This window comes from Pseudoalteromonas sp. CO348, assembly GCF_004208845.1.
Lineage (GTDB): Bacteria > Pseudomonadota > Gammaproteobacteria > Enterobacterales > Alteromonadaceae > Pseudoalteromonas > Pseudoalteromonas maricaloris.
The window spans coordinates 1-21,697 of the sequence record NZ_SGPI01000036.1 but is presented as its reverse complement, the minus strand read 5'-3'; the positions used below and the strand labels follow the sequence as shown (position 1 = coordinate 21,697).

The window sequence follows — 21,697 nt, the reverse complement described above, 5'->3', positions numbered from 1 at the left end:
GTACGAGTGCCCACACAGATGATTGCTTCATATTTTTAAAGAACATTTCGAAACATTTCGTTGTTTCGAGGGATGTGCATTATAAGCATTCCCGTTTTTTTGTCAACACTTAATTTTGAATTTCTTGAGAAGTTTTCAAAGCTAAGTTTTACTCGACTACCAACTCGTTGGCTTATTGCTTTCCAGCGTAGTGCCCCGTGTCAGTGGGGTCGCATTATAGGGCGATCCGATTTTAGTGCAACCCTTTTTTTCGGTTTTTTCTATTTATTTTTCAAATGCTTTTTAGCCCACCGAATCCTAACAACTTATCCACATTTTCTGTGGATAACCCACAGGAATTTCGGCTTTTGCTTTTCTTTGTGGTAGATTACCGCCCCATTATTTACTCGTTCTTAGAAAAAGGCTAAATACATGGCTGATATCTTAAACTCGATAAGTGGTCTTTTATGGGGCCATCTACTTATCTATCTCTTAATAGCTGCAGGTGTATTCTTCACAATTAGGCTTGGCTTTATTCAATTCACTCAATTCCCATATATGGTGAAGGTAATGATGCAAAGCCGCGAAGGTGCTGAAGATGGTATCTCCTCTTTTCAAGCATTCTGTACTTCACTCGCCGCACGGGTTGGTACCGGTAATATGGCAGGTGTTGGCGTTGCGCTCTATTTAGGCGGTCCTGGTGCTATATTATGGATGTGGCTCATTGCCTTGATTGGTATGGCGACTAGTTTTGCTGAAAGTTGCTTAGCGCAGCTATATAAGACAAAAGATGATGACGGAAACTTCCGTGGTGGCCCTGCTTATTATATGGAGCTAGGTTTAAAACGTAAGTGGATGGGGGTGTTATTCTCACTTTGCCTTATCCTTGCATTTGGTTTCGTCTTTAATGCAGTACAAGCCAACTCCATTGCTGCAGCATTTAACGTTGCCTTTGATGTGCCTAAATATGTGATGGGTATTGCGTTAGTAGCAGCTTCTGGGATTATCATCTTCGGTGGTTTAAAAACTATTGCACGCTTTGCAGAACTTGTCGTACCTTTTATGGCCGTTGCTTATCTTATACTTGCACTTTACGTCTGTGCTGTGAACTTTGCGCAGCTACCAGACATATTCATGTTAATAGTAAAAAGTGCAATGGGTATTGAGCAAGCGGGTGCTGGTGCTATTGGCTACGCGGTAATGCAAGCAATGCTTCAAGGGATCAAGCGCGGCTTATTCTCAAATGAAGCCGGTATGGGTAGCGCTGCAAACGCTGCTGCAAGTGCAACACCAAATCCAAACCATCCAGCATCACAAGGTTATGTACAAATGCTAGGTGTATTTGTAGATACCATAGTGATCTGTACCGCGACCGCGTCGCTTATTCTTTTATCTGGTCAGCTCGAGCCAAACTCAGGTTTAACTGGCATTGAATTAACGCAATCTGCATTGGTTCATCATGTAGGGGAATGGGGCGCAATTTTCGTTGCGGTAGCTATTCTATTTTTCGCTTTTACCTCCATTGTTGCCAACTATAGTTATGCAGAAACCAACCTACTGTTCTTAGATCACCATTCAAAGAAAGGCATGATGGTATTTAGAGCTTGTGTATTAGGTATGGTAATGTTTGGTGCGGTAAGCGAACTTGGACTGGTTTGGACACTCGCTGATATTTCAATGGGTTTAATGGCTGTAGTTAACGTGGTTGCACTCTTTATGCTTCGCAAAGTCGTGCTATGGCTTGCCAACGATTATAAAAAGCAGCTTAAAGCTGGCGTAACCCCAGAGTTTGATCCTAGTACCAACCCTGAAGTAGAAAAAACACTACCAAAAGGCATTTGGACTAAATAGACCAATACAGCGCACTAGTGCTTATATTTAGTGCGCTTTCTTCTTATAAAACTCAGATTTAATGACGAAGAACACAAAAATACGCCCTTGAGTTCATTTAATGTCCAAACAAACCAACCACTTATTGCCTTTCAAAAAAAAATCCGTATAGTAAAGCACAAGTCGGCATATAGCGCAGCTTGGTAGCGCACTGTCATGGGGTGTCAGGGGTCGCAGGTTCAAATCCTGCTATGCCGACCAGCTTTTCCTTACCCTATTCAATAAGTTAGCTCTATCTACTATCATTCTTATCGCACATTAGTTTCGTCGCACACTTGCTGCACCATATTTCAATACAATTATTCTGCCCTTTCAGCGCCTTTGAGGGGAGGATTTATAGGACGACACCTAATAGCACCTCTAATGAGTATATTGCTCTTAGGTCGTAATTAGGTGAAATTGAAGCTTGAACGACTAGAAGGAATCTTTTTGTGAGAAGCGCCCCGAAACTAAACTCCACTATATTTAGAGAAGCTGAACAATACGTTAGCTTTTACTTGATGAACTATTACAACTGTAGAAGGCCACATAGTCATAACGATATGCAAGCTCCAGCAGTAGCAGAAGAAAAACTTAGTTCACTGTCCGGAATTAGTTGACCACTACAAGTTACAGGAAATGGACATTGGATCTAACTTAATTTTGAAGAGGAATAAGTTAGTACACAGAATGATTGCAATTGCAGAAAAAAGGATGCTGACTAGTCCTATTCTCAAAACCTTTAAACCTTTTTTATATTTTTCGCGTCTAAAGCCTCAACTCCTACATTGTTAACATAAAACTCAGTAAATAAAGTGTTAAGGATAATAATGAAACGTTTACTTGCACATTTAGTATCTATCATCATTCTATCGATTTCCCATTCAGCTACTGCCTATGAGGTTTTACAGTGTGCTTCAGATAAATACATTTTTCCTAAAACACAAAAGAGTGGCTTATCAAATCCTGCCGAAAGAGGGAAGTATAAATTTGATGTGATTACCTACGGGGAAAAGCCATTTTTATTCTCCATTGATAAGCCCGACATAATTACTCCAACCATCACGCTACCAGGTTTTCTTGCTGAATATTCCAAAAATCAGGGCTATAAATATGACGCATACCATACATTTGAAAGCGCAAATTTAGCGCTAGATGGTAAAGTTTGGTTTCCTGATACTTCAGAGAAGAAACCAGTTATTCTTTTAGTTCATGGCAATTCAGACCCTGGTTTTAATTATTTAGGTGAGTTGCTTTCTAGTCGCGGTTACGTCGTTGTTCAGGTAGATCAAACTTATTTAAATGGCTTAATGGGAGAAAGCGGCGCTCGTGGCTGGGTATTGTTGGAACACCTGAAGCTACTGCGTTCTTGGAATAGAAAACAGGATAGCATTTTTTATAACAAATTTGATTTGGAAAAAATTGCATTAATTGGTATGTCTAGAGGAGGAGAAGCTGTCTCCTTAGCCTCTACATTCAATAATTTAAAAACCTTACCAAATAGCGATAAGCTTACAGAGTTTGGTTTCGGTATTAAATCGGTAGTCGCGTTAGCACCAATGGATGGTCAATACCAACATGCTAATGGCAAAAACATTCTAAGAAACACTAATTACTTAGTACTGCAAGGAGGGCACGATGCAGACGTTTATCAGTTTCTTGGTAGTCAGCAATGGCAAAGAACGTTATTTGATGATGGTAATGACTATGTAAAGTATTCAATTTACGTATATAAAGCTAACCACATAAATTTTAATCAAGATATGTCTAATGATACTCATTGGGGAGGAAGCAAAAGATTTTATAAAAAACTATTGTCGCCTAAACAGCAAGAGCAGTTGACCAAAGTCTTTTTATCTGCCTTTATTGATCTCACTTTGTTAGGGAAAAAAGAATATGAAAATATACTAAGACGACCTCCAATCTCAGAGTTTGATCTTCCCAAGGACATCTATGTCTCTCGATATATAACTTCAGCTTTTCAAGTTATTGAGAACTTTGAAGTTCTCAATACAGACCGTAAAAGGTATAAGGTTTTGGTTGATGGCCAGGAGCAATTGGGCATGCCTTCAATTATAAAGGAGCAATTAAGAGGTGGCGTAGATACACCAAACAATGTATTAGCTCTGAAACTCAAGAAACAAGTTGAAACTTCTTTTCAAGTTAAATTAGCGCCAATCGATGGCTTGACGATGAAAGATAAGTTTTTAACTTTTGCAATAGCAGTGTTGGGCTCTGAAAAGAACAGAGAATGTAGCCCATATAATCTGTTGTCTGACATAAAAATAGAAATTCTCAATAAATATGGCGTCGTAATTAATCAGAATTTTACTTCCCAAGGAAGCATTTCCCCGCTGTTAACTTCAGACTATTCAGAGCTGGAGAACAAAGATGTAAGTTATCCACCTACAGAGCCATTACTTCAGACCATTGTTTTTCCTATCGAACTTATAGCAGAGAGTAGTAATACTGATGAGATAATATTAAACATTAGTTTTACGCCAAACCAAAATATGTCAATCATCTTGGATGATATTGGCATTGCTCGCTAGACTAGGCGAACTTTTAAAAACATCCCGCAAAGCGCTTTGCGTGAGAGTAGACACGATCATGGCACATTGAGGCGTGCGGGTGTAACTTCCCCATAAAGTTAAATAGTTTATGAGGAGAATTTCTATCATCAGCACAACAATGGTTACCACTACTATTATGCAAGAACTGCAATACTGAGAATTTATAATGTGGTGGCCAAAAAGCATTGACCACTACACAACTTTCTCCAAAGCAGTAATAAAGCTTTATGGATTTGGGTACTTTGAAATCAAAAGTTTAATCATGCGGAAGTCAGCATCTAACTATTTTAAGGCCCAAAACCTGAACGCTTCTTCCAACTCAACCGATTTCTGTATCGACAAAAGCGTTACTACCTTATCTAGCCTGGGTGAAAAATTCCTGATCAAGCAAGAACTGTAAAACCATACAGAGTGCCCGAATATAAGCTGAGTAATTTGCCGACAAGGGTTCAAGGTGAGATTGCTAATAGTGGACAACAATTGAAATTATAACTTTGCTCCTAGCCTCTATTTTCCAGTTAATTAGTAAAATTAAAATGAGGGGTTCTTAACATACTTTATAGCTATAACGCCTTATAAATCGGCTCTTTCACTGTAGTTCTCAACTAACAGCAGCAATCAAAAAACACAATATATTTACATTAAAGTAATAATACTGACAAATAACCAACCTAGTATTGCGAGACTTTCAATTAAGCACGGAGATTAAAATGAAATTCGCAATACTCATGCTTGCAGTCAGTGCGACTGCAAATGCAAACACCAACATATGTAGCAACTACGGTTGCCCAACTGGCACACCATCAAGTAATGATATCGTTGAGCGACCTATATATGTGCTTAGCAATAATCGCACAACAAAGTTTGCGGACTGGGTAGCATACAAAGTCACACCAAGCACAATTGATGGCCCAAGCCGTTCAAGGACTTGGAAATCTGACCCTAAAATTGCAAGTAGATACACGCTAGAGCCAAGTGACTACAGCGATGCATGGGCAACTATTCATACAGATAGAGGTCATCAAGTGCCTTTGGCATCGTTTTCCAATACATCCAATTGGAGCGATACTAACTATCTCTCGAACATTACCCCGCAATCATCAAACCTTAATCAAGGTCCATGGGTTAAATTAGAAAATGCAGTGAGAAGTTTAGTGCGAACAGGCGAAAATGCCTATGTGTTCACGGGTCCCTTGTATGAATATTACTTTGCTACCTTGCCTGGTGCTGATGAATCTCACACTATTCCGTCAGGCTATTTTAAGGTCGTTGTCACAATAGCAGGCTCAAATGTGAAGGCTTCTGCTTTTATCATGGAGCAAACTTCTGGTAGATATCTTGATTACTGCAAAACAGAAGTAACCATTGACGAAGTAGAGCAAAGAGCAGGCCTGAATATCCTACCTAGCCTGCCAAGCTATAAAGCCACCGACATTGAGGGTCGAGTCGGCGGTCTTAGCTCACAACTAGGCTGCTAATTATGACGGCTACCAGTTGGTAGCCGTTTAATTCACTTTGTAATTTGCTTCAAGGTATTTGCTCGATGAATACCCGCCTTATTTAAGGTTTAGGTTACATTACTTTTCATGCCATTTTACGGTTATGTTTTTGACTCGGAATTTCCCATTGGCCTGCCTGTCACAGCGGCTCTGCTTGGTTCGTTCAATATGAATGTTTGGCAGGTCTACCTGTGAGGCTTCCACTTCACTAAGTTGCTCTAAACACATAAGTTGGGTCACTTCACGGAGCGCATTATCTCCGACTAGATTTTCAACTAGACGTTTGCCTTTTGCCTTGTTCACCACATTACTGTCGCTTTTATTCTTTGAATGTAACTTGGACATTGAAAACTTACTGCCTGCAGGATAAAACGAATAGTAGAAATGCTGTGGCTTATGGGTTTCAATCACAACTACGCCCTGCTTACCAAGTACCGAGAACTCCTCTTCAGTACTTTCAAATTTTAGTGCTGTGGTTTCATCCACACCAAAACCAAATTTTTGGCCGCTTTTTAGTGCTAACACCGCAAGCCTAAAACTTCTGCCTCTTTCACTAAAATGCGTATCTAAAACGCCAAAGGAAAAGACTCCTAAGCCACCTGTAGCATCATAAGTTAATGCATCGGCATTTAGCTTGCCACATCCACCATGCTTTTCGCAGTGTTGTACTGGAGCAGAAGCATTTATTGCGCCATTTAACATAGCTTCGATGCTGCTACCATTGGTGATCATGGGAACATTACCGAAGGCATTTTTTCCGCCAGCCAGCACCGCTGTTCCGGCACTTGTACCGATAATTATCGGTACCTCCTTTAGGACTTCAGTCCAAGGATAAGGCGTTTGCTTATCGGTAGCATACATTACTAGCTTAGTGAGTGATTGATCACCGCCGTTAAACATGATCGCATCCGCATTTACCAACTGCTGTTTCACCTTCTCAATCCCTTGCTGGCAAAGATTATATTCGGTTAATGTTCTATCAGGATAAATGACTTCACGATTATAAACCCCATTGAGCTGGTTACGATAGCTATCTAGGTTTTCACAGTCATTGCGACTAAGCGCCGCGGCTAATGCTGGAGTAAGGGGGAACCATTGAGCATTAACATCGTAGCTTTGAAATAGTCCTTCATAGAAATCAGCAGACTCATAAGGATCACGAGAAGATGCAGTGACAAGCAGCAATCTTTTGGTTTTTGTCTTGCCAATGCGCTTAGCAATATCTTCTATGATTTCGGTGCTCGCTGGCTCATTATTTCCGTTAGTATTAACTGTTTCAGGTATGCGGTTATGCTGATACAACAAGGGCAGTTCAAGCATATCGAAGAAGAAGTTATATTCTTTATCACTCCAACTGCGATATAAGCCTTCATCAAATTGTTTCGCATGCTGCGCAAGCTGTAGTTTAGATAAGACTTTGTTCGATGGTAATTTCTTAAGCAGTTTAAGGGTGCGGCTAAGGTGCGCGCGATTGTTAGTTGGCCAACCTTCAGTGAATTTATTTATTGTCATTTCATCAACAGAAAACAGCGAATGTGTTTTCACAGCCGTTGAAAATTCGACATTTTCTGTACAATTTTTTGTGGCCATACTAGAGCAGGTTTTGAGTGCTCCGCCAATCAAATAAAGTGTTTGCGCAGAAGAGGTTAAGCTGAAGAAAAGCGTAACCACAGTTAACACTGTGGTTATAAAAAACACAACATTCATGATAAATTCCAAACAAATTTGTTAAAAACGACTTGTCAGCACAAAAACGCTTGTGCTATAAATTTTAATGAACATTGCGAAGCGCAAGCTAGCACACGCTGGTTTGCATTGTCAAAAAACACGAGATGAAAATATGTTGAAGAATGCGTTCAAATTTGTTTGCTACTTCTACTCACCTCACTACCTTTCTGAGTGGTTCGACGAGTAGACACACGGTGTAAAGCCGTGGCGTTGTCTATTAATTGCAACCCCACCTCTTGATTTCTATAAAAATTAAACGGCTGACTTAAGGCGTACTATCGCGATTATTTTTCGTAGTGGCGTGGTTTTTATCTGTCCAATTGAAACTGACCTATTGTTTTTAACGCTTTTTAAGCACAGACAATTGCGAAGTTTCAATGCGGTAGAGCAATAAACACAACAAATAAATTCTACAGCAACGCCATTCGCCTGTACCAAGCCGCTCATCAACAGAAAGTAGGTGAAGTAATGTACAACAAACTATTCGTAGCAATTTCAGCAGCCTTGGCTGCTTCAAGTTTTAATACTCATGCAGAAGAACAAACAGAGCAAAACGTAAAAGCCGTTGAAAGAATTGAGGTCACGGGCTCTCGCATAAAAGGCGTTGATTTAGAAGGCACACAGCCTATTACTATCTTGAGCTCAGAAGACATAGACCGCTCAGGTGCTTCCTCAATTTTCGAGTTACTTCAAGATCTTCCTCAATTAAAAGGTGGCTCTGGCACGTTCTCCACAAGCGAGAGTGGCAGTACATCAACCTCAACACCCGCGGGGCAAGCAGCAGCCAGTTTACGAGGCATGGGTCCTTCAGCGACGTTAACCTTGATCAATGGTCGTCGTGTCGCGCCAAGCTCTTTTGCGGCGGGCACACAAAACTTTGTTGATGTAAACGCCATCCCCTTAGCAGCAATCGAACGAGTTGAGATCCTAGCGACTGGGGCATCCGCAATCTATGGAGCCGATGCAGTTGCGGGTGTGATTAACTATATTCTTAAAGACAATTACGATGGTGCAGAACTTGAAGTTAGCTATGGTAACAGTCTTGAAAGCTCTGATGAGGGCAAAACACAAGTCAATCTAATTTGGGGAACTGAAGTTGGTAATGGCAGCCTTATGTTGTTTGCAGATTTTTACGACCGAAACCAATTTAACGCAACAGATAGAGACTTCTTAGCAACACCCAACTTAGTTAACGGATATTCTTATCTTCCTAAACTCAACAATACGCCTAATATTTATTATTACAGCAGTCGCGACGGTAATGAGCTTCCAGCACCTGGCTGTATGAGCCAGCTGGTTACCACTGAGTATGGGGAGCAGATCTGTGCTTACTATGGTAATCGAGATGATGTCCTAAGCACTCCATTTGAGAGTGTGTCTGGTGGTGCGATGTTCAATCAGCAGGTTGGCGAGTTAACTTGGAAAACTGAATTTTTTATCAGTAAAACAAAATCAACCGCTTATTCAACCCCAGCCGCAATCAATCAGATTGATGACAGTGAAGGTCCATGGGTGAGAGAGGATGCCCTCTTCATTTATAGCGACGCAAGCGGTAACAACTCGCTACTTGATTCACTTTACATCGACCCATTCGACACACAACTTGGACAGGAGCAATGGGGGTTTCAGTTTGATGCTCGCTTTACCTCACCCCGCACCATTAAAGTCGAAAGCCAAAATATGCGATTGGTTTCGAGCCTAGAAGGGCAGCTAGGCGAATGGGATTGGGTATCTGGGATTATGTTCTCTGAATCTAAATCAGATCAGGTGGCCACCGATGGGGTATACAATCGTTATAAGTTTCATGCCGCTTTGGCCGGGGAGCTATGTGGTGATGGGAACATTGCCAGCATTAACGACGGCCAGTTAAGCTGTGCTAATAGTAACCTGCTCGACTTTTATAACCCATTCTTAGTAGGCAATGCCCCTAACGATGCAACACTTGCACTTACCAAAGCACGCCCGACCCGAGAAGGTACAAGCCGTATTTACAGCTGGGATTTTACTGTATCGGGTGAGCTCTTTTCTTGGCAAGATATCGCGGTACAGTCCTCGTTTGGTGTCGAAGCACGAAAAGAAGAGCTGTCGGACACCCCTTCAAATGATGCGGTTGCAGACGCTGCCAACGATTACTTAGTTGATGTATTTGGTTATGGCTCTAGCATCGCGGACGCAAAAAGAACGCAGCTAGGTGCATTTGTAGAGCTATACATTCCAGTAACAGAAACAGTAGAAATGCAGGTGGCTGGACGATATGACCACTTTGACGACTTTGGTTCAACTTTTAATCCAAAAATCGGCATAAGCTATCGCCCTACTGATGCCCTACTGTTACGAGCCGGTTGGTCTACTTCTTTTAGAGCACCCTCTTTAACGCAGGCGGGGGTTAAGCTGAGAACAACGACTTCAACCTTCGATTGCGGCGCGAATCAAGCTGTCGCCGATCTGTATTGTGAGGGTGATGGCACGCAAGTTACGGTTAACTCCTTAGAGCTTGGTAACAGCCAACTTAATGCAGAAGAGTCTGAATCTATTTCTCTAGGTTTAGCTTGGAGCCCAACTCGAGATACCACTATCGCGATTGATTACTGGCAATTTGAATATACCGACGTTATTGATACAAATATGACCGCTGTACTCAGTCGTGCGATTACAGATCCGTCGTTGCGTCATTGTGGCCTTGTGCCTGATGGTCAGATGGGTATTTCGTATGATGAAGATGTGTGTAGCGTAACCGATACACAAGGTTTGAGCATAGATCAAAGCGGCGCTGATCTAAGCGAAATTTTGGCGGCTTATATTAATGAATTTGACCCTCGTACTCAAAGCCTACAACTATATCGCGATCATGTTATTCAATTAGAGAACACAGGTAGCCAAGATATTGCTGGGTTGGACATTAAATTTAATCATAGATTTAGATTTGATAACGCTGACTTAACCGTGAAACTGGATGCAACTCATTACCTCGAATACGAACGCAATAAACCGGGCTCTGATCTGAGTGAAGAACTTGTTGGTACCTTTAGATACCCTGAAAATATAGGCAGAGTTTCAGTGACTTATAACGCTGATAATTTTTATATCTCGCTGGGTGCAAACTATACTGACAGTTATGAGGACGACATCGAAGGGCTACGTGGTCGAGAAATCGACGAGTTAACTGAACTTGGGCAACTCGATAGCGAAGGGAAACGAGATGTTGATAGCTGGACAGTGGTTGATGTTAGTGCGGGTTATGAATTCTCAGAGCACCTAAAGGTGAGGCTCAGTATTGATAATCTTTTCGATAAAAAGCCTCCTGTGGTTTATGGTTCATCGCGAGGCTTCGACTCAATCAATCACAATGCGTTAGGCACCAACTATACTCTCGGATTAACTTACCAGTTCTAATGGAGAAATGGGGGTAACCCCATTTTCGTTCTTTATATGCGAAAAACTATAAAAATGCCTGACGCATTCGTTATTTTGCTGGTGATTGCAGGACTGTGCTATGCGGTGTCACACTTTATTTTGCCCGGCTCGTTCGAGCTAGCAGGAACTAATGATACCGTTGCACTTTCACAGTTTTCACAAGCACAAACACCCGCTCCCTTACCTTTGTTTGCCACTCAAGGTGAAGCAGGATTGTTCAACGTGCTATTTGAGGGGCTCGTGAGTGGCGACAGAAATGGAGCCGCTATTGGGGTTATTGCTTTTATCCTAATAACAGGTGGTGCATTTGGCGTGTTAATGCAGACCAAAGCAATAGACAATGGCATTATGGCGCTGATCAATTCTACTCAAAGGATTGATTGGCTATTTATCCCTAGTCTGTTCATCACCTTTGCTTTGGGTGGTGCCATATTCGGCATGGGTGAAGAGGCTATCGCATTTTGTATTGTGCTTTACCCTATCATGATGAGACTTGGCTATAACGCCCAAGTTACCGTGCTTGTGACTTATGTTGCAACACAAATCGGGTTTGCTACTTCCCCCATGAACCCTTTTAGCATTGCTATTGCACAAAGTATCGCTCAGTTACCGGTATTCTCAGGCGCAGAGTTTAGGGTTGCTCTCACCACCCTATTCACATTCGTCGGACTGGTTTTTACGGTGCGCTACGCTGCGAAAGTACGGAAGAAGCGTGAGGATATCATTGCAAGTACTTCGCCCTCGGAGCTACAACTTGTTGATAAGGCGTTATTGCTTGCATTTTTCATGCTAATTATTTGGGTCATTTACGGTGTGACTGCAAAAGGGTACTACATCCCTGAACTTGCCACTCAGTTTTTTGTGCTGGGGCTGGTCATCGCCCTAATAGCTAAATTGGGAGGACGCCAGTCTATTAGCCAATCAGTGGCAGCATTTAAAACAGGAAGCGCAGATCTGCTGCCAGCAGCTTTGCTAGTTGGTCTCGCCAAGGGGCTTGTACTATTACTAGGTGGGAGCGATCTCCAAACACCTTCAATCTTAAATACTGTGCTTTATTATGCGGCTACCTTAATAACCCAAGTCCCTGATGCGTTGGCAGCTTGGTTTATGTATGTATTCCAATCTTTATTCAACTTCTTTGTTTCTTCGGGCTCCGGACAAGCAGCTATTACTATGCCCATTATGGCACCTCTTTCAGACTTAATTGGTGTTTCTCGGCAAACTTCTGTACTGGCTTTTCAACTAGGAGATGGACTGAGCAACATCATTATCCCAACCTCAGCAAGCTTAATTGGCTGCTTAGGGGTTGTTAAACTTTCTTGGAACGATTGGGTGCAGTTTATTTGGCGCTTTATGTTACTTCTTTTCACATTAGCAAGTATGGTCACCATATTTGCTCACTTAACAAATTACCAATAAATTTATGCTAACACTTATTAAAAATGTTGAGCTTTTTACGCCTAAAAAGCTCGGAAAGCGTGATGTCCTTTTTGCTGGGAAAACTATCCTCGCAATCGAGGAGGATATCGAAATAAACAGCAACTTAGAGTTCGCTATCGTTGACGGACAGGGATTTATATTAGCCCCTGGGTTTGTCGACTCTTTAGTGCATTTTAGTGGCGGTGGTGGCGAAGCCGGTTTTGCGAGCCGTACCCCGCAAATGAACCTCACTGATGCAACGCTATATGGGATCACGACTGTCATTGGCGCACTTGGCACCGATGATGTCAGCCGAACACATACCGATCTAGTTGCTAAAGCGAAAGGGTTAAAACAAGAGGGGTTGAACGCCTTTTGCCATACAGGCTCTTACCACTTGCCAATAAAAACGCTTGGCCACAGTATCCGTCACGACATTATGTATATCGACGAAATCATCGGTGTTGGGGAAGTTGCAATCGCCGATCATCGAGGTACGCAGCCTTCGATAAAAGAGCTTACAACCATTGCAGCAGAAGCGAGAACTGCAGGTCTATTGAGTGGCAAACGTGGTACCGTTTCCATTCACGTTGGAACAGGTGTTGAACACTTACAGCTTCTCCATGAAGTAGCACTGTCTAGTGAAATACCGCTCAGTCAGTTTTACCCAACTCATATGAATCGAAATGCCGAATTGCTAACTGCGGGGATTGCATTTTGCAAAGCTGGCGGAACCATCGACTTTACCACTAGTACCACCGAGTACGACTTAGCCAATGGTGAGCTAGCAGCAGCCGAGGCGTTGGCATATTGCCTAGACAAAGGCGTGAACTCACAGCAACTGACCATGAGCTCCGACGGACATGCGAGCTTGCCAATTTATAATGAACAAAATCATTTAGTTGGATTTGAAGTGGGTTCAGAGTCTTCGCTGCTTGGGGCGTTCCAGCAAGCGGTGCAGCAATTTAATGTGCCACTTGACTTAGCTCTGCAATCTATTACGTCCAATCCAGCGAGGATTTTAGGATTAAATAAAGGTGAGATCTCTGTCGGTCGTGACGCCGACCTTGTTTTGCTCGACGCAAACACGCTAACGCCACATAGCGTTTGGTGTAACGGTCAAAAAATGGTTGAAAGCCATAAGCCACTAGTCAGCGGTTTCTTCTCTTAAAGTTTGGCAGGTAGCACTATGCTGCCTGCTAATTTACGGAAGTTTTAAAAGTAATCAACCAGCTCATACCTTACCCCAGCCTCAGGGTAAATCAAAAATAGCCGTACAACATAAGTGCCCCTGCGCTAAACATAACCACATTTTCTGTTAATGATATAAAGCCTAAAGGCACGTCAGTGTCACCACCAACGCATGCACATTTGAGCGCTCTTTTATCAATGTATACGGCCTTAAACACCGAGATTGCGCCTATAAGCCCTATGAATATTGCCACTGGCGCATAATAAATGGCAGACAAAGTTGTTAACATGCAAACGCCGGCATATAACTCTAAGTAGGGGTAAGCATACGCGTATTTTAGATGGCGCATCGCTAACAAGTCGTAAGTGATAAAGGAGTTTGTAAAGCTATGAACATCGCGTATCTTTTGTACCGCGAGTAACAGCATGGAAAACCCAACAAAGGGCATTATCCATTCTACATGATTATCGACAGGAAATTTTGTCGCGAATGTGACCAGCAGCGCGACTAAAAATATTGAAAGTACTGGCCAGTATACGTTTTTCTTTTCCTTATGTGACGGCTTGCCTAGATATCGGCGTAGCGCTTCATAGCCGCCAATATGTTGATCGTTAATAAATATTTGTGGTGTAGTGTCAACGTTATGAGTGGCTTTAAATTCATCCGTCTGTTCCCTTGACTTGAGCATTCTGTCGTCTACATAAAAACCCTCTCGTGAAAGCAAATCCTTAGCTCTGAGACCAAAAGGGCAAATGTGCGATGAGGTATGCATTCGGTAAAGTGTCGCATTTTTCACTGGTGACTCCCCCTATTTTATTACAAACATAAGTAGAAATTACCGACCGAGTAAATCAGCTAAGAAAAACCTGCCGACATTAGCGCAATTTCAGCTTAATGATTGTAACTAAAGCGAATTCCATACCACCTTTAATTACACTCAATAACATGAAGGCGGGTTGAATTTATTGATGTATCACAATCAAATTAATCTCGGTTAAGGTAGCCATAGATAAACCTGATCTTAGTCAGTAAACCTTTTATTAAACCACGGTTCGGTTAAAAAAACCTTCTGACTATAAAGTCTTAGATTTATATTTCACCTTGTCTTTAGCTACCGAGATAAAAAACAAATGTCAAAAATAATGGGTAGGGAAATTAAGTTAGGCAAGCACAGTGTGTTGCTTTCAACAACGGATCTGGACAGTCGAATTACATACGCAAATCAGTCATTTTGTGACATTGCGGGTTTTAGCATTGAAGAAATACTTGGTCAGCCGCACAACTTAGTTCGTAATCAGGATATGCCAAAAGCGGCATTTAGAAATATGTGGTCTACCATTCAAAACGGTCAATCTTGGATGGGACCTGTTAAAAACTTAACAAAAAATGGGGATTACTATTGGGTAAACGCATTCGTCACTCCAATTAAAGACGAGCGAGGCAACATAGTTGAATACCAATCTGTAAGAACTTGCCCTTCTCCCGAAGTAATTAAACGCGCAGAAAATGCTTATCGCACTCTTGATAGCCAACAAAAAACGAGCCGCTATGACAGCACTCGACTCTCATTTATGTTATTGCTTTTCGTCGCGATAACTTTGCCTCTAGCGTCACTATTAAACAACCATTGGTTTACCCTGCTACCATTGACTCTGTTATGCATCACGATTGCGTTAACCGCACGTTTTCGCTCTAAATATAAAGCTTTGCTAACACAAGCCAAAACGATTTTTGATAATGATTTAATGTCTGTGATATACGGTCAATCTCGAGACAGAGTTGCCGATATTACACTGGCATTAGAAATGCAAAAGGCGAAAATTTCTGCGGTAGTAGGCAGAGTGAACGATGTATCTGTTCGAGTAAGTGAAAATGCAAAACTTACCACACAAAGCGGTCAATTTGTTGCCGAGTTACTAAAGCAGCAAACAAGCGAGGCAAAAGAAATGGTTGTTTGCATGGACGAGTTTTCACAAACGATTGATGAGCTCTCAGAAAACGTAAACCATGCTGCAGATGCAGCCAATAATTCAGAGCACCAGGCTGGGCTTGGTAAAGCCGCAGTAAAGGATGTTATCGATTCTATTCACTATCTTGATGAGCATTTAATGGAAGTGAACAATGCCGTAAATCGCTTAGTCTCGGGGAATGATCGCATTCAAAATATTCTTAGTGTTATCAACTCTATTGCCGATCAAACCAACTTGCTTGCACTAAATGCCGCAATTGAAGCCGCCCGAGCGGGCGATCACGGCCGAGGATTCTCAGTTGTTGCAGACGAAGTTCGCACACTTGCACAACGCACACAAACTTCCACAGAAGAAATAACGCAATTACTTAAAGAGCTAAATGATATTTCCAGCTCCGCTGTTGAGTCAGTGCAAAAAAGTAATAGTCTATCAAATCAAAGTGTTGACCTTGCAAAAAATAACGGTTCAAGCCTTGATACTATTCAAAGCCATGTCATGCATTTAGCCGATTTAAATCGCAGTGTTGCCGCCGCCATTGAACAACAAAGTTGTGTGGTAAAACAAATAAGCATAAACGTTGACAGCGTGACTACGCTCGCAGAGAGAGGCACAGAACACGGCGAGAAATCTTTTACTTTAAGTCAAGAGTTACTAAGTCAAATTGAGCAGCAAACACGCCTAATTCAACAGTTTTCTCAAACATGAGAAAACCAAATAGACCACAACTTATTATTTGCGTAATTCAGAGCCAAATAGACGCTTAGATATCAGTGGACCTCAGTATTTAATTGGATACCTTGGGTCCACTGACCTTGCAGCTAAATACAGTACTATAGTTCGGCCTCAAGAATGGCGAGTGCGTCCTTTTCTGCCTGTTTCACATTGCCATCGGCTTCAATAACACGCACGGCTAAATCTTTCGCAAGTTTACGCATCGGCTCATCGATAATGTTATTCATGCGGTGTTGCACATAAGCTTCAATGTCATTATTTTTTATCGCTACAACAGATTTTGAAAGGCTATCTTCGATGTAATCGTCTAATGCGATTGCAGAGTTCCACTGCAGACTTTTTGCCCACTTTCTCACAACATGTTTTTCACTTTCACTGATGACGCCATCAACACCAATAAATAATAATGCAATATCAATTAGGGCTTCTTTTTGCATCTGATCGACACAAATACCTGTGTCAAAGTGATTGAGTAGCTGTTCAAATTTCATAATTCTTCCTTAACCCTTTTCTGTAAGACAAGATCACAGATATTTCAAGACGGAACAAAAAACGCTAAGATTTAAACATATGCTAACTTTTTCCATTTGTCATATTAAAAAAGTGCAAGTTCAATTACACCACCTTCCGTAGGCCGTAAAAAAGTCGAAAAAATAAGAAGGCTCCACTTATTACATTTCATTTTTCACAATTAAAAAGTTCCTAAACACTGCCAACATTATCACCTCTATCGCTAAAAAGCGTCATGCCTGAGAACCAAAACCTCTAATACATACGACTAAAGAAGCAGCCTTTAGAGAAAACATCAATTATAAAGTTTGATTTAGTAAGAAAAGATCATTACCTCCACAATTGATTCATTTTGTTGAAATAATTTGCACACTCTCAGAATCAATCAAAAAAATAGGAACAACAATGAAAGAGTTAAAACTAGGAATGAACTTACCATTTTTCATTTCCCTTTCTATTATAGCGTTTACCTTACTTGTTCTAGATGCCTTAATCGTGTCAGAAAGAATCAGCTTGGTTTCTTTTGTCCAATTAACGCTATCTGCGGCAATCATGTTTTATATTGCTACAGGGCTATGGGCAATATTCAATGGTCAAAGCCGAGTAATCATCTGCAATCAAGGCGTGGTTTATCACAGCTTGTTTGGTCAAAAGCACTATATTCCAGCAGAAGAAGTGGAAAAAATCTCGGTGGAACGATTACTTTGGTTTAGTTATACCAAGCTTTATTTGACAAGCGGTGTACTAAGAATTTGGTCTTTCAAACCCAACCTTGCGCAACAACAAAGCCTTAAACTACTGGGATATATTTAATGCCAAGTTTATTGGCGTGTAGTAGACCTTATAAAGTTGCTTTCAAAACGAGGCATTGAGTAAGATAACCTAAATTTATAACGAGGTTATTATGCAAAGACAATATGCTATAGGTACGCTCGGCGTACCTTGGACTTCCAAAGAAAAAACATTGTGGTTGGAAAGCCAATCAATCAAACGCTCATACTCTGAAGAGGTTGTAACTCAAATAGAAGCGCTCAAGCACGTTTTTGACATCACCGAGTATGGTCAGCTTGACTACCCCAACCAAACTTATTCTCTATATGCATTAACAACAAAAAACTGGCAGCAAAACAAACCGACCATACTCGTTACCGGTGGCGTGCATGGCTATGAAACAAGTGGTGTACATGGTGCGCTCGCTTTTGCAAAATCAGAAGCACAACAATATGAACAGGCTTATAATTTCATTATTTTGCCTTGCTTAAGTCCTTGGGGCTATGAAACGATAAACCGCTGGAATCCAGAAGCCGTTGACCCTAATCGCTCTTTTTATGCGGATAGTCCAGCACCTGAATCTCGATCAGCAATGGATTTTGTCAAGAAGAAAGCAGCAGATATTCTGTGTCATGTTGATTTACATGAAACCACAGATTCTGATAATTCTGAATTCCGCCCTGCATTGGCAGCAAGAGATGGTAAAGAGAATCACAATTGGAACATTCCTGACGGTTTCTATTTAGTTGGACATACTCAAAAACCGGAAGCTAAATTTCAAAAACGCATTATCGAAGAAGTGGCTGCGGTAACGCAAATTGCCGATTCCGATGATCATGGGCAGCTAATAGGTGTTGATTTAGAACAGTACGGTGTAATAAATTATGATGGCACTGCGCTAGGCTTATGTATGGGTATGACAGATGCCGCTTTTGTAACAACAACTGAAGTTTACCCTGATGGTCAAAACGCAACACCAGAAAACTGTATCGCGGGTCAAGTGGCAGCAATTAGAGGGGCCATTAAGTACTTACAAAGCGAGAGCCTATAAGATTTAAGAAGGTGTGGTTTGTTAAACCACACCTAGGAGAATGGACAGAGCCTACCAAATTGTCATATTGCGCAGCGTTAAACTTTTCCGACGAAAACAACACGACCTGTTATAATAAAGCCTAATTCGCTAAGTCTTCCTTACCGCTAACCACCCCAAAGATTTCTTTAAATGAAGTTGGTTTTTGCAAAATACTCACTGGAATATGCAATGCTCTTGCGATATCGCTAGCTGAGATCATACCTCTTAGTCCTTCCGGACCAACCAATAAAACGTGCTGCAATCCTAAACTCTGTAATGTTTCAAGCACATCCCCTATCGTACTTTTAGCAACCATTTCATAGGGAACAGCATAGAGCTCTTCTTTTGTCACCATCACATCTTCAACGCACACATCTTCTCTCGACACCTGTTTTCTTTGTGCAACACTTAAGACCTTTCTGCCGGTGAGGTCACGACAGTTTACCACTCCCAAGAAATTATCATCTTCGTCAACAACGAGTTTTGAGCGCACATGGCCATTTTTCATCATGTATAAAGCATGATCAATATCGACGTCTTTTGCTATCACCTGAGGCTGCCTGCGAGTAAAGTCGGTCACCACCTTAACCGCACTACTGTCCATATTTAACGGTTCTGAATCGAAGTGATCACAAAGCTGAAATACTCCTTCCAACTTAACGGTTTTTAACGCTTTGTATTGGCCCATTTTATACTCCTGCTTTTATAAAGCCCTTCGAAAGTCTGGTTTTTATGTTGCTGTGAACAATCCACAACTAAAAATAAAAAGAACAACCAGTGTAAAGGCAGTAAAAAATTATTTTAGGTAACTGGAAAAGTAAGAGAGATCACGAAAGTTCGAGCACATGAGAGCGAATCTCACACCTCTCTAATTAAAATATGGTTTATACAGTGCATATATTCAAGTCAATGAAGTCTAAAACTCCTGTAATCTCAGTGTAATGCCGTGTAATAGCTAAATTTAAGTAAACGAATTAGACTGAAGATGTTTGCTAGGATTTATCACCCTAATATCAAACAATTGGTTTAGGCATTGGAATTCCGCGTCAAACTAGAAAAACTGTAATTCCAAATTAGACCAAGCCGGTACGTAAGTACTGGTGAATTCTTCCCTCAACGAGACCCACCTCGTGGGTCTTTATCATTGAGTAGAAGGAAATAAAATTGTATGCTTCACGGCACTTATACATTGATATAGATGAAATTTACGCCTTGCTGAATTGTGATATCTATTTTGTATAAGCATGTAATTTTCATCAAAGTTATACGGAACTAACTATGGCTTATTTAATCGACGAACAGAAACTCGAACGAGTCTATCTTAAAAGCTATCATACGGTAGGCCGCTATAAATATAGTGTAGATACCTTAATAGACAAGCCGGGAGTGTCGCGACATCACGCCATTATCGAACTCAATGAAAACAAATGGTTTATTAGAGATGTGAGTACAAACGGCATCTGGATAAACGATAAAAAGCTCGACAAGAACCTGCCGTATCAGCTATTCGAAAATGATAAGATTGATTTTGCAGCACCTGGTCAAAACTCGTTTGTGGCGGCGAACTTGCAAACCGAGTGTCAATATTTAGTTTCTCAGTCAAACAACCAAAAAGTAGTAGAAGTAACGAATCAACTTCTCCTTCCTAGTGAAGATGACCCTAAACACATTATTTACTATGATAAATTGCTCAACTATTGGTTTTTAGAAGATCTCAATACCTCAGATCGACAAGCCTTAATAGATGGCAGTATTGTATCGCTGATGAACGACCAATGGATGTTTTTTTCTGCCACGACAATCGCGGTAACTAAACACCTTGAATGCCAAAAAGCTGCCAAGCCAATGGCACTAGAGTTCAATGTAAGTCAAGACGAGGAAGATACTCAACTAACACTAAGTGTTGATGATAAACACTTAGATTTAGGCGTCAGAAGTCATCACTACTTACTGTTGCTGCTTGCCAGAACTCGGATCCAAGATAAAGATGCAGGCCTTGAATCGGATGTTCAAGGTTGGGTTTACCGCGATGACTTAGCAAAAGCACTCGGCGTACAAACAAACCACATGAACATTATGGTTCATCGCGCACGCAAGCAATTTGTCGATTCCGGTGGCGAAGATTACCCAGAAGCAACCTTTTTATTAGAAACTCGATGTGGTCGAGTAAGATTGAATTGCCAAGATATCACGATAATAAAAGGCTCTAAATTAGAAACTCGCATGACAACTTAAGCGGTATTGTTAGCTGGGCAGAAATAGCATTTCGGCCCAGCTATTTACCTACGCTTTATACTCTCCAGCATTATTCACTATTTTGTTTTCGAGCTCTTTACATAGCCCCAATACGAATAAAAGCTCCACAAGTACAAACAGTGGTCCAATTGCTAAACCAATCAAATCATCGACAAACGCAGGCTTTTTTCCCTCGAAATAATGCCCTATAAACTGTAACACCCAACCTACAAAGAAAACACCAGCCCAAAACAATACGGTCATTATTCCTGCATTAACGATGAGCGGATTCAACGTTTGAACAAGGAAATAAAAAGCCAGTATGATGGCGCTCATCATGAGCCCAAAAATGGGGGATAACATCAGGTAATAGCCACATAAAACTCCCCCTATCAGCGCGGCAAAGGTGATGGTCACTCCTGATACACTGAATAGCGGGATAAAAGTCATACCCACAACAGCAATCACAATTAACGGGATCCCAAAAAAGTGAGTCAGAATGTTTCTTTTGCTGCGATGATACATGGCATACTGACTTAATAACGTCTCTAGTTTGTTCATTATTGTTCTCTCATTGATACCAATTATCCTACTGATAATTAGTCAACAAAGAAAATTTATCAATAAAAAATTCTATTAGCGTATTAGGGCCTATATAAATAACCTGAGCTGCGGATAATTAATGCCTTTCTAGCAGCCAGTTTTAGCGCTAACTGCGTTGAATTCACTTCCAA

Annotated in this window: 15 protein-coding genes and 1 tRNA gene; 11 read left to right on the top strand and 5 right to left on the bottom strand. The window is 41.2% G+C overall.

The features are described from left to right. Positions 1 to 411: 411 nt before the first annotated feature. The 4 genes from EXT48_RS18670 (at position 412) to EXT48_RS18655 (ending at position 5,899) form a co-directional block, all read left to right on the top strand. Complete coding sequence (locus tag EXT48_RS18670; protein ID WP_010607547.1) at positions 412 to 1,830, top strand: sodium:alanine symporter family protein; 1,419 nt, start codon at positions 412 to 414, stop codon at positions 1,828 to 1,830. A gap of 163 nt (positions 1,831 to 1,993) precedes the next feature. Beyond that, a tRNA-Pro gene (locus EXT48_RS18665) sits at positions 1,994 to 2,070 on the top strand. Between the two features lie 608 nt (positions 2,071 to 2,678). Further along, positions 2,679 to 4,400, top strand: a complete 1,722-nt coding sequence (locus EXT48_RS23820; RefSeq protein WP_205992116.1) for a hypothetical protein — start codon at positions 2,679 to 2,681, stop codon at positions 4,398 to 4,400. A 731-nt stretch (positions 4,401 to 5,131) separates the two neighbouring features. Beyond that, positions 5,132 to 5,899: a DNA/RNA non-specific endonuclease gene (locus EXT48_RS18655; RefSeq protein WP_130165345.1), complete on the top strand. Its 768-nt coding sequence runs from the start codon at positions 5,132 to 5,134 to the stop codon at positions 5,897 to 5,899. Between the two features lie 99 nt (positions 5,900 to 5,998). On the opposite strand, the gene EXT48_RS18650 is transcribed toward EXT48_RS18655, so the two are convergent. Next, the gene (locus tag EXT48_RS18650) at positions 5,999 to 7,627 is read right to left on the bottom strand and encodes a cyanophycinase (protein ID WP_130165344.1); all 1,629 of its coding nucleotides are present in this window, start codon (positions 7,625 to 7,627) and stop codon (positions 5,999 to 6,001) included. A 489-nt stretch (positions 7,628 to 8,116) separates the two neighbouring features. Between EXT48_RS18650 and EXT48_RS18645 the strand changes: the two genes are divergently transcribed. From EXT48_RS18645 to iadA, 3 genes are read left to right on the top strand one after another with little or no spacing between them, the layout of a single operon-like run. Continuing rightward, a complete protein-coding gene (locus EXT48_RS18645) occupies positions 8,117 to 11,041 on the top strand; it encodes a TonB-dependent receptor (protein ID WP_130165343.1) in 2,925 nt (974 codons plus the stop codon). Positions 11,042 to 11,077: 36 nt separating this feature from the next. Next, entirely contained in the window at positions 11,078 to 12,481 is a 1,404-nt protein-coding gene (gene yfcC, locus EXT48_RS18640; protein ID WP_130165342.1) for a putative basic amino acid antiporter YfcC, read from the top strand. A 4-nt stretch (positions 12,482 to 12,485) separates the two neighbouring features. After that, positions 12,486 to 13,652: a beta-aspartyl-peptidase gene (gene iadA / locus EXT48_RS18635; protein ID WP_130165341.1), complete on the top strand. Its 1,167-nt coding sequence runs from the start codon at positions 12,486 to 12,488 to the stop codon at positions 13,650 to 13,652. Between the two features lie 91 nt (positions 13,653 to 13,743). On the opposite strand, the gene EXT48_RS18630 is transcribed toward iadA, so the two are convergent. Next, a complete protein-coding gene (locus tag EXT48_RS18630; RefSeq protein ID WP_130165347.1) occupies positions 13,744 to 14,445 on the bottom strand; it encodes a MauE/DoxX family redox-associated membrane protein in 702 nt (233 codons plus the stop codon). A gap of 358 nt (positions 14,446 to 14,803) precedes the next feature. Here EXT48_RS18630 and EXT48_RS18625 point away from each other — a divergent pair, with 358 nt between their 5' ends. Then, positions 14,804 to 16,348 carry a PAS domain-containing methyl-accepting chemotaxis protein gene (locus EXT48_RS18625; RefSeq protein WP_240703405.1) on the top strand — a complete coding sequence of 515 codons (1,545 nt, stop codon included), beginning with the start codon at positions 14,804 to 14,806 and terminating at the stop codon, positions 16,346 to 16,348. Positions 16,349 to 16,473: 125 nt separating this feature from the next. On the opposite strand, the gene EXT48_RS18620 is transcribed toward EXT48_RS18625, so the two are convergent. Further along, the gene (locus EXT48_RS18620) at positions 16,474 to 16,866 is read right to left on the bottom strand and encodes a hypothetical protein (protein ID WP_017218137.1); all 393 of its coding nucleotides are present in this window, start codon (positions 16,864 to 16,866) and stop codon (positions 16,474 to 16,476) included. 424 nt (positions 16,867 to 17,290) lie between these two features. On the opposite strand from EXT48_RS18620, the gene EXT48_RS18615 reads away from it, so the two are divergent. Then, positions 17,291 to 17,698, top strand: coding sequence for a hypothetical protein (locus EXT48_RS18615; protein WP_130165340.1), 408 nt, complete (start codon positions 17,291 to 17,293; stop codon positions 17,696 to 17,698). Between the two features lie 91 nt (positions 17,699 to 17,789). After that, positions 17,790 to 18,707, top strand: coding sequence for a M14 family metallocarboxypeptidase (locus tag EXT48_RS18610; protein ID WP_130165339.1), 918 nt, complete (start codon positions 17,790 to 17,792; stop codon positions 18,705 to 18,707). A 121-nt stretch (positions 18,708 to 18,828) separates the two neighbouring features. Here the strand turns inward: EXT48_RS18610 and EXT48_RS18605 are convergent, their stop codons facing one another. Further along, positions 18,829 to 19,416, bottom strand: a complete 588-nt coding sequence (locus EXT48_RS18605; RefSeq protein WP_039491599.1) for a CBS domain-containing protein — start codon at positions 19,414 to 19,416, stop codon at positions 18,829 to 18,831. A 590-nt stretch (positions 19,417 to 20,006) separates the two neighbouring features. Here EXT48_RS18605 and EXT48_RS18600 point away from each other — a divergent pair. Continuing rightward, positions 20,007 to 20,963 carry an FHA domain-containing protein gene (locus tag EXT48_RS18600; RefSeq protein WP_010374789.1) on the top strand — a complete coding sequence of 319 codons (957 nt, stop codon included), beginning with the start codon at positions 20,007 to 20,009 and terminating at the stop codon, positions 20,961 to 20,963. A 48-nt stretch (positions 20,964 to 21,011) separates the two neighbouring features. On the opposite strand, the gene EXT48_RS18595 is transcribed toward EXT48_RS18600, so the two are convergent. After that, positions 21,012 to 21,524, bottom strand: a complete 513-nt coding sequence (locus EXT48_RS18595) for a DUF962 domain-containing protein (protein WP_130165338.1) — start codon at positions 21,522 to 21,524, stop codon at positions 21,012 to 21,014. Positions 21,525 to 21,697 lie beyond the last annotated feature (173 nt).

Bases quoted from the DNA above. Each gene is read 5' to 3' on its own strand.
- EXT48_RS18670 (WP_010607547.1), top strand. From the start codon at position 412: ATGGCTGATATCTTAAACTCGATAAGTGGTCTTTTATGGGGCCATCTA.
- EXT48_RS23820 (WP_205992116.1), top strand. From the start codon at position 2,679: ATGAAACGTTTACTTGCACATTTAGTATCTATCATCATTCTATCGATT.
- EXT48_RS18655 (WP_130165345.1), top strand. From the start codon at position 5,132: ATGAAATTCGCAATACTCATGCTTGCAGTCAGTGCGACTGCAAATGCA.
- EXT48_RS18650 (WP_130165344.1), bottom strand. From the start codon at position 7,627: ATGAATGTTGTGTTTTTTATAACCACAGTGTTAACTGTGGTTACGCTT.
- EXT48_RS18645 (WP_130165343.1), top strand. From the start codon at position 8,117: ATGTACAACAAACTATTCGTAGCAATTTCAGCAGCCTTGGCTGCTTCA.
- yfcC (WP_130165342.1), top strand. From the start codon at position 11,078: ATGCGAAAAACTATAAAAATGCCTGACGCATTCGTTATTTTGCTGGTG.
- iadA (WP_130165341.1), top strand. From the start codon at position 12,486: ATGCTAACACTTATTAAAAATGTTGAGCTTTTTACGCCTAAAAAGCTC.
- EXT48_RS18630 (WP_130165347.1), bottom strand. From the start codon at position 14,445: ATGCATACCTCATCGCACATTTGCCCTTTTGGTCTCAGAGCTAAGGAT.
- EXT48_RS18625 (WP_240703405.1), top strand. From the start codon at position 14,804: ATGTCAAAAATAATGGGTAGGGAAATTAAGTTAGGCAAGCACAGTGTG.
- EXT48_RS18620 (WP_017218137.1), bottom strand. From the start codon at position 16,866: ATGAAATTTGAACAGCTACTCAATCACTTTGACACAGGTATTTGTGTC.
- EXT48_RS18615 (WP_130165340.1), top strand. From the start codon at position 17,291: ATGAAAGAGTTAAAACTAGGAATGAACTTACCATTTTTCATTTCCCTT.
- EXT48_RS18610 (WP_130165339.1), top strand. From the start codon at position 17,790: ATGCAAAGACAATATGCTATAGGTACGCTCGGCGTACCTTGGACTTCC.
- EXT48_RS18605 (WP_039491599.1), bottom strand. From the start codon at position 19,416: ATGGGCCAATACAAAGCGTTAAAAACCGTTAAGTTGGAAGGAGTATTT.
- EXT48_RS18600 (WP_010374789.1), top strand. From the start codon at position 20,007: ATGGCTTATTTAATCGACGAACAGAAACTCGAACGAGTCTATCTTAAA.
- EXT48_RS18595 (WP_130165338.1), bottom strand. From the start codon at position 21,524: ATGAACAAACTAGAGACGTTATTAAGTCAGTATGCCATGTATCATCGC.